Source organism: Enterococcus sp. DIV2467a, assembly GCF_050532945.1.
Classification (GTDB): Bacteria; Bacillota; Bacilli; order Lactobacillales; family Enterococcaceae; genus Enterococcus; species Enterococcus faecalis.
On sequence record NZ_CP172896.1, the window covers coordinates 245,882 to 259,968 of the forward strand.

Below are 14,087 nucleotides of genomic sequence, written 5' to 3' on the forward strand. Positions count from 1 at the left end.
CTATTTGATTCGTAAAAAGTAATTTTTTATATCATACCAATAACCACTTTTCCATCTTTTAACTACTGACTTTTCCAAGAAATATGCTATGATTAAAAAAATCAGCAAAACAGAGGGTAGGGAGTTAGAGGATGGATAAAATTAGAATCAACAACTTGAAATTTTTCACAAAAAATGGTGTTTTGGCAGAAGAAAAACGTCTAGGACAGCAAGTAGAAATCGACCTTGAAATGCAGTTGTCGTTAGCTGAGGCAGGGCGAACAGATGATGTCACTCAAACTGTCAATTATGCCGAAGTGAATGAATTGATTGCCCAACGAGTAAACAATCACTCGTACGATTTAATCGAAGGGTTAGCGAGTGCTATTTTAGATGATATTTCCGCAGATTATCAAGAACAATTGAACAAAATTATCATTAAAATTAGAAAATATAGTGTGCCGATGCCCGGCCTTTTTGACAATATTGAAATTGAAATGGAGCGAGAAGTATAGATGATTGGCTATGTAGCATTAGGTAGTAACGTCGGCGATCCATACGCAAATTTAGTGAAAGCCCGCAATTATTTAAACGAAGACCCGCAGATTCAGGTCGTGGCTTCTTCAAAACTTTATGAAACGGATCCTTACGGCTATACAGACCAAGATGATTTTTTGAACGCCGTATTGAAAATTGATACTAGCTATACCGCTGAAGAGTTATTGGCTGTTACCCAAGGGATTGAGCAAGTAATGAAACGTAAAAAATTAATTCACTGGGGTCCGCGGATTATTGATATTGATATTTTATTATTAGGGGAACAGTCAGTCGCGTTGCCCCACTTACAAGTTCCTCATCAAGAATTAACAAAACGGTCATTTGTTTTGATTCCCTTAAGTGATGTTTACGCAGAGGAACAACTATTGGGCGCGCCAATAGCTACGTGGATTCAGCGCAGTGGCAATCAAGAAGAAGTGCGAGTAAGCGAAAAGGAATGGTAGAGATGGAGCAGGAAAAACAAGCGCAAATTGAGCAGGCAGTTGCCACAATCTTAGAAGCAGTGGGGGAAGATACTCAACGGGCAGGACTCATTGATACACCCAAACGCGTAGCTAAAATGTATGCAGAAGTTTTTAGTGGATTAACCGAACCTGAATTTGATGATTATAAATTATTTGATAGCTTAAATGAAGGCGAAATGGTTTTAGTAAAAGATATTGCCTTTTATTCAATGTGTGAACACCATTTATTGCCATTTTATGGAAAAGTACATGTCGCTTATCTGCCAGAAGGTGGCAAAGTATTGGGACTAAGCAAGTTACCAAGATTAGTAGAACATTGTGCCAAACGTCCCACAGTTCAAGAAGATTTAACAGTGACAATTGCCCGCAAACTCCAAGAAAATATTCCCGTCAAAGGCATTGCAGTAGCCATTGAAGCGGAACATATGTGTATGACGATGCGCGGCGTGAAAACACCACAAAGTAGCACCAAAACATTTCAATTTACCGGACTATTTAAAGAACAAGAGTGGAAAAATCAATTTTTAATGGAGATACGTTAGAAAATGGAAATCATTGTTGGCACGAATAACCAAGGTAAGTTAAAAGAAATGCAATCAGGACTTAAGGACCCCGCTATTCAACTTGTCTCTTATCGAAAGTATACAACCAGTCAAGAACAACCTGCAGAAACTGGCACTACGTATGCTGAAAATGCTTATCTAAAAGCTCGCTTTTTCCAACAATTAATTGGCCGCCCAGTGTTAGGTGATGATGGCGGCTTAACGTTAACTGCTTTTCCTGATTTATTAGGTATTCATACAAGCCGCTTTTTCCATTCAGCCAATCCGGAAGAACAGAACCGCGAACTGTTGCACTTATTTGAAGGGCAACAGTCGACCCGAGAGTTAACCTTATCAGCCACGTTGGTCTATGTACTCGACGACGACAAACTGTTGCAAACGGAAGCCACTTTGACTGGTGAATTAGTTGAACCGCGCGGTACAGGTGGTTATGGCTTTGATCCGATTATTTATTTACCAGATCGAGGCAAAACCTTAGCGGAGTTGTCCACGAGTGAACGAATGAAGATAAGTCCTAGAATGCGGGCTTTACGAAAGATGATTCAGCAGATGAAGGAGCAATGTGACAATGATTGATTTAAAAAAGAATTACCAAATTATGGGGATTGTCAACACGACCCCCGACTCTTTTTCTGATGGCGGTAGCTACACAACGGTCGACGTGGCCTATCAACATGCGCTTCATCTACTAGAAGCGGGGGCCGATATTTTAGACATTGGCGGCCAATCCACACGTCCTGGCTACGAAGAAGTTTCTCCACAAGTTGAGGCAGACCGAGTATTACCGTTAATTAAAAAAATACGTGAGACTTCTCTAGCGCCGATTTCTGTGGATACCTACTATCCCGAAGTAGCAGAAGCCGCGATCCAAGCTGGCGCCACAATGATTAATGACATCAAAGGATTAGACACTCCGGGGATGGCAGAAGTCCTCGCACAATATCCTGAAGTCCAAGTTGTGATTATGCATTCTAGAAAACGCCAATCGCTTTCTTTAAAAGAAGAGTTGCACCAATTTTATACAGAAAAAATTGAACAATGCCAAAAATATGGGCTTTCCTTAGAAAAAATTTGTTTCGATCCAGGGATTGGCTTTCATAAAACTGTTGCAGAAAACCTTCAACTGTTAAAAGATCCTAACGCCTTTCGCTACCAAGATTATCCGTTACTGTACGGCGTTTCTCGCAAACGAACTATTGGCGCTTTAACGAACGAACCAGAACCAGCCAACCGTGATTTTGGCTCAGCCGCTGCTTCCTTATATGCAGCACAACAAGGCGTAGAAATTTTACGTGTTCATAATGTCCAAGGCTTAAAACAAACATTTGATGTCTGGCGAGCATTGTCGGAGAAGGAGTAAAGGCGGAGCAATAGACTAAACAGACCGACCATCAAAAAAGATGGTCGGTCTGTTTAGTCTAAAAAATTTTAGTTGGCTGAATCGTTTTATCCCAGTAAACGGTGAGCGATTTTTATTACAAAAGAAAGCGGCTGTTGAATAATCAGGAAAGTAAGCGTATTCTAGGAAGGTACAAATGTGTTATACTACAAAAGTAGGAAGTTTATGACGGTGGCAATTTCTCAAAAAAGGGGGACTGCCAATGTTTTTGCTTGTTTGCTCTTTCCCTAGAAAGGAATAGTAGTGACTGTCTTTGAAACATTGATGCTTGCGATTGCTTTCGCAACATTAATTGTCAAAATCAGTAATAAAAACGACAAAAAATAAACCCGTCATAACTTTTAGCGAAGATTGACGGGTTTATTTATCCACAATTAAAGCTACCGTCTTAAACGGTCTACCAGAGAGCGTATGTCTAGTACGCTCTCTTCGTGTTTATTATAGCAAGTTGAAACGGAAAAGTCGAATAGTAAATAAAAAAAGAAAGCGTATTCTAGCAAGGGATAGATGTGTTATACTACAAAAGTAGGAAGTTTATGACGGTGGCAATTTCTCAAAAAAAGGGGGACTGCCAATGTTTTTGCTTGTTCGCTTTTTCCCTAGAAAGGAATAGCAGTGACTGTCTTTGAAGCATTGATGCTTGCGATTGCTTTCGCAACGTTAATTGTCAAAATCAGTAATAAAAACAACAAAAAATAAACCCGTCATAACCTTTAGCTGGGATTGACGGGTTTATTTCCGTATCAAAATCAAGCTACCGTCTTAAACGGTCTACCCGAGAGCGTATGTCTAGTACGCTCTCTTCGTGTTTATTATACCAAGGTATCACCTAAAAAGCTAGCCGCTAAATCTTTCAATAGGATTAGAGCTTTTTTATTAATTTTGAGAAAATGACCAATCTCGAATTAAATTACGCCAATTGGAACGTTCATCCATAGAATATTGATCTAATTCAGAAGTGGCTTCCCGATTATAAAGCATAACTTTTCCTAGACCTGCTTTTCGATGCAGAAAGATTTCGCAGTAAAAACCTAGATATTGACCGCCATGGTAAAACCAATCTCCTAACTTCATCCAACCACAATTATATTCTTTTAAATAGAGATTGAAAACTTGATCCCAACTTTCGGGCGACAAAATTTCACCTTTGAGAACTGCTTGTAGCCATTTCGATAAGTCGTTAATAGTCGAGACCATACAGCCATCTGCAGATAGTAATTGATAAGTATTTGGAAATTCATGTAGTTCATTATCAATGTTACGATAGCTCCTTGCTATGCTATTTTGTGTGGCAAAGGAAGTTTTTACCATCGATAAAGGAGACAAGATTTTTTGTGTTACAAATTTCTCAAATGAGAGTCCAGATACTTTTTCAATAATCAAACCTAATAAATAATAATTAGTATTACTATAAGAAACGCGGGTTCCAACCTGAAAATCCATCGGTTTAGTAGTAATTATCGTTTTCAATTTATTGAAAGAAATTTGTTCTGCGGTAGCAAATTCAGCATAAAATTCCTGAAGTTTTTCGTTTAGCTCTGGTCTCTGTTCTTTAATTTTTTTCAAACTATTTAAGAATAGCTCCGTTGGATAATCAGGTAGACCACTACTCATTGTCAATAAATGTTTAACTGTGATTGCTTTTGGGATTAGCAAATCTGGAAAAAAGGCTACTACTGGCATTTCCAAGTTTAACTTACCTTGTTCATGAAGGATCATGCAGGCGGTACCAGTGAATTGCTTCGTTACAGAGCCAATACAACTTTGAGTTGCTTCTGTGAATAACTGTTTTTCCTTAAATTTTGCAAACCCATAATTTTTCTTAGCTAAAATTTTATCAGCGGTTACAAGTGCATAACTACCATTGTAATCGGTCTGTTGATAGATAGTTTCTAATCTATGGATTATTTCTTGTAAATTCATTTTTTCTCTCTTTTCGCTTTAGTCTCCAAGGCTGATATTACTTGTCTTGGGAAAAATGTTAAATTAAGCGAACATAGTTGGTACATCTTTACGCAAAAAATCACGTCCTTTCAATTATTAGTATACGCTTTCAATACATAAAAACGACAAGAAGGATTTAGAAGAAGCAAGCTTACATCAAATGTCCTCTATGAAGTGGTCAGGATAAGTATCCCAATATTTTTTATAAACACGGTCTGCATGACCATCTAAATTTAACTGGTACATTCGGAAAGTAATGAGCACATTTTTTGGTTGCCATTGTTCTTTGTATGAGTAACAGTAAGTCATCCCGATTTGTTTCATCACATTTCCACTGCGGTAATTTTCAACATCATGCGTGGCTGTAATATAGGGGATGCCCTCTTTTTTTAGTAACGAAACCAATGATTTACTGGCTTCTGTCACAATCCCTTTATGCCAAAACTCCTTTCGAAGTGCATAGCCAAAGTCGTGACTATCGTTCATTTCCGCTTTTACGTAGCCAATTGGACAATTATTTCCTTTAAGACAGATGGCAAGGTAATAAGGCTGGTGCTTAATTGTTTTTTCATAAAACGCCCACGTTTTGCTGAGTGTAGTATGAGGATACCACGGGAGAAAAGTATTAACCGACACATCATTCAAGAGTAAGTGAAGATCATTGATATCTTTTTCCGTAAAGGTTCTTAGGATAAGTCTATCCGTTTCAAGATAAGTCATAGTGTCACCTCTTTTTACTAATAAATCAAGTATATTTTTAAATTCTATCATACAAATATATGTTTGACATCACCTAAAAAGCTAGCCGCTAAATCCTCAATAGGATCCAGCGGCTTTTTTAATTTTCTCTTGTCAAAATCGTTTGTGTAATTTCATACAATTGTTCTTTCGCTTGGGCCTTTGTTTCAGGAAGTTTGCTGATTTCTTTCAGCGCTTTTTCTGTGTAATGAGTGGCTAATTGTTGGGCCTTTTCTACGCCACCTAGTTCATGGACAAGACGATAAATTTCCTGTGTTTCTTCATCGGTCAAGGCTTCTTTTTTCATTAAAAGTGGCAACAAGACTTCACGATTGGCTTCAAGTGCATAAATCAAGGGCAAAGAATACACGCCTTGACGTACGTCTTCTAAGACGGGTTTGCCGATAGCATCGGCAGTTTGCGTATAGTCCAAAATATCATCAATAATTTGAAAAGCCAGTCCGATATTTTCGCCGATTTCACCACAACGTTTGGCAAAACGTTGGGAGGTGCCACTTTCATAGGCACCGACAAAACAACTTAGCGCAAATAGTTCCGCAGTTTTCCCGGAAATATTTTTTAAATATTGGTCAATCGTTACCTCGAAATTATAGCGATTGTCCATTTGACCAAGCTCACCAGTCAGGACTTTTTCCATACTGCGCGAATTTAATTGAATGCTTTTTAATGAAGAAGAATAATCAGATAAGAGCTTGAAACAGCAAACAAAAAGATAATCGCCTGTATACACGGCTGTGCTATTTCCAAAGCGCGAACGCAATGTTGGCAAGCCACGACGCGTATCGGCTTCGTCGACAATATCGTCGTGAACTAACGTGGCGGTATGCAGTAATTCAATGGAAGCCGCTAACGCTGTCGCCTTTTTAGGGTCCCGCTGTTCACCAAAATAAGAGAACAACAGTTGGTAGGCTGGACGTAGCAATTTGCCGCCAGAATGAATCATGTCATGGACAGCAGCTTGAATCTCTTGATTATCGATTTGAACCGCTTGTTCCATCAAGCGAAGAGTAGTTGTTAATTCTTTTGATAACGTAGGATAGGTATTCCACATAGGATGTATATTCATAAGATGACTCCTTTAATTGTGGCGGACAGGTTTTCAATTAGAAAAATTGACTCCACTTATGTTTCGTTGTTTGTTCATAATTCAGTTGGAATTTTCGTAACGTCTGGACATGTTGTAGTAAATAATTAGCGGCAATCCCAATGGCAATCCCCGAAAGTAACCCAAACAGAGATAAAAATGGTAAGTACAGCATCGGCGCCCACGAATGAGCAAAGAAAGAGGTCGTTAGCAACTGACCAACGTTGTGTAAGAAACCACCAACGGCACTAATCCCAATAATGCTGACCCGTTTTGGCCCCAGCTGCTTGACAAGCAACATGCCGAAATAACTTAATAAGGCACCACTGGCACTATAGAAAAAGGTCGAAAGTGTGCCGCCCAGTAATGTCGTTAAAATCAAACGTAAACAGACTAGGAAAAAACTATCACGCTTACGCATGGTGAAAATCGCAATAATGGTAATTAAATTTGCTAGACCGAGCTTTGCCCCAGGAGCAAATGCGAAAGGGTAAGGAATCATATTTTCGATTAAGCCAATAATGACCCCTTGGGCAACGAGCATAGCAATATAAATATTCTTGTGTAATTTGCTCATAGTTGTCGTGCTTAATAAATTAAGCTACCGTCTTCACTCCCATCAGAAGCTTCCACGGTGATAAACAAATTGTGGGGTAGACAGGCAATCGGGGTTTCACCAGGTTTGGAAATCCAGCCTCGTCGAACATCCACTAAGTCAGCACAGTTGGCTTCCTTCACGCGGATACGATCACCATCTACTTCAATCAGGTTGTAATCACCGTCTTTTGCTTCGTATTTATATGTATAATGCGGGCCGTCCTTTTTTAAGTCAAAGACTTTGATTACTTTGTTGTCTACTTTCAAGACTGCTTGATACGTAGCCGCTTCTTGACCACGGTTTTGCATGGCAAAAACAACAAGGGGCAGAAAAGAACCAAGAACTAAAACAGCAATAATAATAACGTCCCATGTTTTCAAGCGACTCTTCTTAATGAATTCTTTGATCGTCATTTTCTTCTCTCTCCTTTGGTGTTTTTTTCTTGTCTATCATAACACAGTGAACGAGCTTGGAACAAAAATTATTTTGAATTTTTGTTCCAAGCTCAAAAACTGATAAACGGCGGGAACAGAACCAACACTACGCGTTGCTCCGATCTCAACAACTTCTAAGAGCTAAAGCTCTAAGAGTTGAAGGTCCTTCGGAAATAAGCCGAAATTGTTGAGAATCACGAAGAACGTAGTGATTCGATGATGAACAATACCTACTTGGTCTCCAAAAATTAAAGAGCACCGGGTAGGTATCATGCAACATCAACTCGTTCCTCGTTGTGTTTTATGACAATTTTCGAAAATTTCTTCTTATTGCTGAGAAACACTATTTGCAAAGCAAATAGATGTTGAACAGTACCTACTTGGTTCTCGGAGCTAAACGATTCTGTCCCGACCTCAGTTGAGCCACCATATTATATAAAAGAAAATATGTGGGACAAAAGTCATGCTTGACTGCTGTCCCACATACTAAATCCTATGATAGTCAGCTGGAGACATGTGTCTCAGCTTTTGCTCGTAGTTGTCAATCGATTATCGATTGCTTACTTACCGCCGTATCTAGCTTTCGGGGTACCATACCACGCTTTACCAAGTTTGCGTTGAATCCATGGAATTACCCAGCGGTCTAAACCGACAGCACGGCCTGAACCGTTCATCAAAGCAAAAGCGACAAAGATAAACCAGATATTTACCCAATAGAACATGCCAGATAAACAGAAGGCAATTGTTAAACCAATTGTAGCAGCACTTGATAACCAAGTGAATAAACCAGCAATCAATGCTAAAGCAATACATACTTCAACGATTGTCATGAATTTTTGCATGAACAAAGCAACTTCTTGGTTTGGCATCATAAATTTCATTACGCTTTCGAACCATTTAGGCATGTGATCAAACACTTGCATTGGTGTTTCGCCGTAAGCGTAGCTTAAACCAAAGTGCGCTGCTTGTGTTGCCGCATCGGCACCACCGCTTGCCGCCGCATCCGCCGCACCACTTGCAGCAGTTGTTGCTGTTTCAGTTGCTTGAGAAGCACCTGTTGTTACTTGTTCTTGTAACCAAGGGAATGGGAAAACGACTTTATCTGTGAACCAAGAACCGTCACCAAACCAAGTGCTTGGTTTCAAGTAATCGCCGTTGCCGACAATTTTCTTCATTGATTCGACTAACCAAACCATACCATAGAAGACACGTAGCGGAACACTCCACAAGACATTGCCGTAACGAGACGTATGTCCGCGAGCAACAGAACGATCATCTTTAATATGGAAGATTTCGTGCATAATGTATTGGAACATATAGTAACCAGAACGAATATCAAAGAAGTATTTCAAGTTAACGATATGTTTCATAATGATGGCTAAGAAACCACTCAAATGAATTTTATCGAATAAGTTGGCAACGCCCCATTTCGCGCCGATGGAAACCATGAATCCTTGGTAGTTTCCTTTAAAGGCATGTTTTTCGCCACCTTTAATATCTGCAACGATGTTGGCAGCTGCAGTATGACCCGTTTGTTCAGCTGCTTGAACGATTTGAGGAGTTGGTGTATTTGGTGTTTCTTCGTAATAAACCAAGTCACCAATGATATAAATGTTTTTGTCTTCGTAACCTTTTGCTTGCATGTATTCATTCGCAACTAAACGACTACCACGTGCTGCTTCTAAACCAAAGTCAGCGGCATCAGAAGTTGCTTTCACACCAGCTGTCCAGATTAACGTATGCGTTGGGACTTCAGAACCATCTTTTAATTTAATGTGATCTGCTGCAACTTCAACGATTGGTGAGTTCAATAATAATTGAACATTTTTCTTTTCTAGATAACGTTCTGCTTTGGCAGCATCGTTACGAGATAACATGTTTAAGATGGTTGGCATTGCTTCAACAACCATTAATGTAATTTCGTCTGGATCAATTTTGGCATCTTTCGCTAAACGATCTTTCCAGTCGATTAATTCGCCGACCATTTCGATCCCAGTAAAACCAGAACCACAGACAACGAATGTTAACATTGCTTTGCGTACTTCAGCATCTGGTTCGATGGCTGCTTTAGCAACGGTTGCTTCAATGTGATGACGAATTTTCACTGCATCATCAAATGACCATAAGGTGAAACCATTTTCTTTCACGCCTGGTGTTCCAAAGTCGTTTGGTTCGCCACCCATACCCAGAATTAACTGGTCAAATGGATAAGAACCTGCTAAAGTTTTCACAACTTTATTTTCTTTGTCGATCCCAGTAACAGTATCTGTTACCAATTTTACGTTTTTCTTGCGTGAGAACAAACGTTGTAAGTCGTATTGAATTGCTTCTGGTTCAACACGTCCGCCTGCTACTTCATGCAATTCGGTCATCATAGTGTGGTAAGAATGGCGATCAATCAATGTGATTGTTACGTCCGTATCTTTTTTAAATTTCTTTGCTAGAAATTTAGTAGCTGAAACGCCAGCATACCCAGCACCTACAACGACAATATTTTGCTTTGTCATTGACAATCCGCTCCTTAATATTGTAAGTAGTAAAATAGTGATAATGATTAATAAGTACACAATCGACTAACATTATATAAGTATTTCACGAATTTGTCTAATATAAATTTTAATTGTCAACAAATTTACTCCAACGATGAGTTTTTGATGAAAAAAAGACCGAAATGTAAATATTTTTAGGGGATGGTCTTGACAACGTTTTTAAAACCATTATAATGTGTAATGTATCACAAACTTTTGATGTTTGTGAAAATCATGAAAGAAAAGGTGACTATCAATGAAAGTGAATAAATTTGTTAAAGGTTTTGCGGCAATTGCATTATTTAGTTTAGTATTAGCAGGCTGTGGCGCAGACAAGAAAGACAACACAACGAACTCTTCTAGCGCAGCATCTTCAGAAACGAAAAAATCAACTGAATCATCAGCACCAGCGAAAAAAGTTGCCGGTGGCGATTTAAAAGATGGTACGTATAAATTAGAAGAAAAAAATGAAAAAAATGGTTACCGTGCAGTCTTTGAAATGACTGTAAAAGACGGCAAAATCACTGAATCTAAATATGACAACATCAATGCTGACGGCAAATCTAAAACAGAAGACACTAAGTATGAAGAAAGCATGAAAGCAAAATCTGGTGTTGGACCAAAAGAATACATCAAACAATTAAACGATTCTTTTGTTAAAGCACAAAGCGCAAGCGGTGTGGAAGTAGTAACTGGTGCGACTCATTCATCTGAATCATTCCAAAACTACGCACAACAATTAATCCAAGCAGCACAAGCTGGTAACACAGACACAATCGAAATCGACAATGGGGCAACATTGAAAGATGGTACGTACTCATTGAAAGAAAAAAATGACTCAAACGGCTACCACACAACATTCTCAATGACTGTGAAAGATGGTAAAGTGACTGAATCTAACTACGATAACGTGAACGCTGACGGCAAATCTAAAAAAGATGACACTGAATACGAAAGCAAAATGAAAGACGTTGCTGGCGTTGGACCAAAAGAATATATCGAAACATTAAACAAAGAATTTGTTAAAGCAATGGGCGAAGAAGACGGCTCACCTGCAGGTGTTGAAGTGGTAACTGGTGCAACACACAGCACACATTCATTCATCAACTACGCACAACAATTAGTGAACGCTGCTGAAAAAGGCGACACAACTGAAATCGTTGTTGACAACATCGTAACAAAATAAGTAATAATAAATGAATCGTGAAGTAGTTCCTGAAACGCTTTTCAGCAATTACTTGACACCATTGAGGGGTTGGGAAAAAGTCGGTTGGCTGACTTTCCCGCCCCTTTTTCTTCGCTAGTTCTGTCCATCATTTCACAAATTTTTTCACAGAAATTTGTGAATTTCCAAGAGAAAGACTTTTCATTTTTTCCAAAAAAGGCTACTATGCAAGAGAACTTATTTTTTAATTAAAGAAGGAAAGAAGAGGGAATCCTATGAAAAAGAAACTTCTGCTCATGGTGAGTGTTCTAGCAGTGCTGTTTGTGGCAGCTGCTTGTTCCTCAAAACCAGAAGCGAAAATTAATACAGAACCATACTCTGACCGTCAAACAATGCTTGGTACCTACGTTCAAATTCGCATCTACGATGATGGCAAAGAAGACGTCTTACCGAAAGCCTTTGCCCGCGTCAAAGAACTAGGCGATAAAATCACGGTCAACCAACCAGGTTCAGAAATTGATGAAATCAACCAAGAAGCAGGCGTGAAACCAGTCAAAGTCTCAGATGACCTGTATCCTTTGTTGAAAAAAGCCTATGAATATAGCAAAGACTCCCGCGGCGGCTTTGACATGGCAATTGGCCCAATCACCTCTATGTGGCACATTGGCTTCGATGATGCCCGCAAACCAAGCCAAGCCGAAATTGATCAAGCCTTGAAACTCGTTGATTACACGAAAGTCAAATTCAACGACAAAGAACAAACCGTTTACCTTGAAGAAAAAGGCATGCAATTGGATTTAGGCGCAATTGCCAAAGGCTTCATCACCGACGAAGTCGTGAAAGTCCTCAAAGACAACGGCGTCACCACCGCTATCGTCGATTTAGGCGGGAATGTTTACGTCTTAGGACACAGCCCACGTGGCAAAGACATGGATTGGACAGTTGGGATTCAAGATCCGAATAAAGCCCGCAACACAGTCTTAGGTCAAGTCAAAGAAAGCAACAAAACCTTAGTCACATCAGGAATTTATGAACGCTACTTAAAAGTCGATGGCAAAACATACCACCATCTCTTCGATCGTGAAACTGGCTATCCGTTTGATAACGACATCGCAGGTGTCACCATTATCACCGACAAATCCATCGATGGTGATGGTCTCTCAACAGCCGTCTTCTCAATGGGCGTCAAAAAAGGACTAGAATATGTCGAAAGTCTGAAAGGAACCGATGCCATTTTCGTCACAAAAGACGACAAAGTCTACATCAGCAAAGATATCGAAGGCAACTTTGAAATCGGCAAAGACTCTGGCTATACGATGGGGAATCGGGCCGATTTGAAATAAGGAGCGACTAAAAATGTCTTTAAATGTGTTTTTAAAAGTAGTGGAAATTCAGACGAAGCTTGCCAGTCTCTTTCCCTTCATTATCGGGGTCTTGTTTTCAATGACCTATTTCGGGGAAGTCCAGTGGGGCAACACGCTGGTTTTCTTCATTGGCATGGTGGTCTTTGATATGGCCACCACCGCCATTAACAATTACATGGACTTCAAAAAAGCCAAATCTGACGTCTATAAATATGAAGAAAATATTATCGGACAATCAGGCGTTTCACCACAACTGGTCCGCAACATGATTTTCGCCATGATTGCCTTCACTGCCGTTGTGGGTGCGTACTTAACGGTTCAAACCGGCTGGCTCTTCCTCGTATTAGGCGGGATTTGCTGCTTCATCGGGATCTTCTACACGTATGGACCGATTCCGTTATCCCGCATGCCCTTGGGGGAAATTTTCAGTGGCTTCACGATGGGCTTAGGCATCTTCGTCTTAACCGTTTACTTGAACGTCGTCACCAATCCGCCTTTTTACTTAACGGTCGATTTTGCTAGCGGCGCCTTTCGCTTAGACGGCAATCTCTGGGCGGTACTTGCGATTGTCGTGGCGTCCTTGCCCTTGGTCTGTTCGATTGCTAACATCATGCTCGCCAACAATTTACGGGACTTAGACACGGATATTGAGAACCACCGTTATACATTAGTCTATTATATCGGGCGCCCAGCAGGGATTGTGCTGTTTCAAGTGTTAGCGCTAGCTGGTTATCTGGTGATTTTATTCGGCTTCATTAGTGGTATTTATCAATGGCCAGTGTTAATTACATTTGCTACTTTGCCTGTCATTTGGAAAAATATTCAAACGTTTAAACAAGAATTGCCGCAGCCGAAAAGTTTCCGTCATTCCATTAAAAACTTAATGGTTTTCAATGGCACCTATGCCTTAGGGCTATTAATTAGTGCGTTGCTTGGCTAGATTCTTAAAAAAGTAGAGAAAATACGAAAAAAATACTGTTTTTTTTCAAGCGACTTCTTCAAAAGTGTTACACAAAGCTCAAAAAGTTAGTATCAATTACTAACTTTTTGAGCTTTTCTCGTTAAATGGCTAGAAACCTTAAACTTTTGTCGGGGATTTTTGATAAAAATTGACTAAAATCGCCTTTTTTTAGTAACGATTATTAAATAACGGGCGTTGTAAACCGTAGTATAACAAGAACTTTCAAAATTTTCGCAAGAGGTGCGAAAAAAACGTCAATTCCTAAAGGGGGGTTCTTTGTTATTATA

General features: G+C 39.6%; 14 protein-coding genes. 8 read left to right on the plus strand and 6 right to left on the minus strand.

Annotated features, from left to right (window positions below):
• Positions 1–131 precede the first annotated feature (131 nt).
• The 5 genes from folB to folP are packed head-to-tail and all read left to right on the plus strand — an operon-like array spanning position 132 to position 2,924.
• Positions 132–494: a dihydroneopterin aldolase gene (gene folB, locus IGL80_RS01175; protein WP_002354733.1), complete on the plus strand. Its 363-nt coding sequence runs from the start codon at positions 132–134 to the stop codon at positions 492–494.
• On the plus strand, positions 495–980 hold the full coding sequence (gene folK / locus IGL80_RS01180; RefSeq protein WP_002368519.1) for a 2-amino-4-hydroxy-6-hydroxymethyldihydropteridine diphosphokinase: 486 nt from the start codon (positions 495–497) through the stop codon (positions 978–980).
• On the plus strand, positions 974–1,543 hold the full coding sequence (gene folE / locus IGL80_RS01185; protein ID WP_002404689.1) for a GTP cyclohydrolase I FolE: 570 nt from the start codon (positions 974–976) through the stop codon (positions 1,541–1,543). Before folK ends, folE begins: the two co-directional genes overlap by 7 nt.
• Before the next feature lie 3 nt (positions 1,544–1,546).
• A complete protein-coding gene (locus IGL80_RS01190; RefSeq protein ID WP_002358949.1) occupies positions 1,547–2,140 on the plus strand; it encodes a non-canonical purine NTP pyrophosphatase in 594 nt (197 codons plus the stop codon).
• Positions 2,133–2,924: a dihydropteroate synthase gene (gene folP, locus IGL80_RS01195; RefSeq protein ID WP_002387594.1), complete on the plus strand. Its 792-nt coding sequence runs from the start codon at positions 2,133–2,135 to the stop codon at positions 2,922–2,924. The genes IGL80_RS01190 and folP overlap by 8 nt, the downstream gene beginning before the upstream one ends.
• 915 nt (positions 2,925–3,839) lie before the next feature.
• On the opposite strand, the gene IGL80_RS01200 is transcribed toward folP, so the two are convergent.
• The 6 genes from IGL80_RS01200 to IGL80_RS01225 form a co-directional block, all read right to left on the minus strand.
• Complete coding sequence (locus tag IGL80_RS01200) at positions 3,840–4,886, minus strand: serine hydrolase domain-containing protein (protein ID WP_002358951.1); 1,047 nt, start codon at positions 4,884–4,886, stop codon at positions 3,840–3,842.
• A gap of 177 nt (positions 4,887–5,063) precedes the next feature.
• Entirely contained in the window at positions 5,064–5,627 is a 564-nt protein-coding gene (locus IGL80_RS01205) for a GNAT family N-acetyltransferase (protein WP_010708365.1), read from the minus strand.
• A gap of 118 nt (positions 5,628–5,745) precedes the next feature.
• Positions 5,746–6,732: a polyprenyl synthetase family protein gene (locus tag IGL80_RS01210; protein WP_002358954.1), complete on the minus strand. Its 987-nt coding sequence runs from the start codon at positions 6,730–6,732 to the stop codon at positions 5,746–5,748.
• Between the two features lie 37 nt (positions 6,733–6,769).
• A complete protein-coding gene (locus IGL80_RS01215) occupies positions 6,770–7,327 on the minus strand; it encodes a Gx transporter family protein (RefSeq protein WP_002354743.1) in 558 nt (185 codons plus the stop codon).
• A gap of 11 nt (positions 7,328–7,338) precedes the next feature.
• Positions 7,339–7,761 carry a NusG domain II-containing protein gene (locus tag IGL80_RS01220; RefSeq protein WP_002358956.1) on the minus strand — a complete coding sequence of 141 codons (423 nt, stop codon included), beginning with the start codon at positions 7,759–7,761 and terminating at the stop codon, positions 7,339–7,341.
• Positions 7,762–8,342: 581 nt separating this feature from the next.
• A complete protein-coding gene (locus tag IGL80_RS01225) occupies positions 8,343–10,289 on the minus strand; it encodes an NAD(P)/FAD-dependent oxidoreductase (protein ID WP_002354747.1) in 1,947 nt (648 codons plus the stop codon).
• A 277-nt stretch (positions 10,290–10,566) separates the two neighbouring features.
• On the opposite strand from IGL80_RS01225, the gene pplA reads away from it, so the two are divergent.
• The 3 genes from pplA (at position 10,567) to menA (ending at position 13,779) form a co-directional block, all read left to right on the plus strand.
• Positions 10,567–11,496 carry an extracellular electron transfer flavoprotein PplA gene (gene pplA, locus IGL80_RS01230; RefSeq protein ID WP_002368513.1) on the plus strand — a complete coding sequence of 310 codons (930 nt, stop codon included), beginning with the start codon at positions 10,567–10,569 and terminating at the stop codon, positions 11,494–11,496.
• A 254-nt stretch (positions 11,497–11,750) separates the two neighbouring features.
• A complete protein-coding gene (locus IGL80_RS01235; protein WP_002354751.1) occupies positions 11,751–12,818 on the plus strand; it encodes an FAD:protein FMN transferase in 1,068 nt (355 codons plus the stop codon).
• Positions 12,819–12,831: 13 nt separating this feature from the next.
• Positions 12,832–13,779 carry a 1,4-dihydroxy-2-naphthoate polyprenyltransferase gene (menA, locus tag IGL80_RS01240; protein WP_002358958.1) on the plus strand — a complete coding sequence of 316 codons (948 nt, stop codon included), beginning with the start codon at positions 12,832–12,834 and terminating at the stop codon, positions 13,777–13,779.
• The last annotated feature ends 308 nt before the right edge of the window (positions 13,780–14,087 follow it).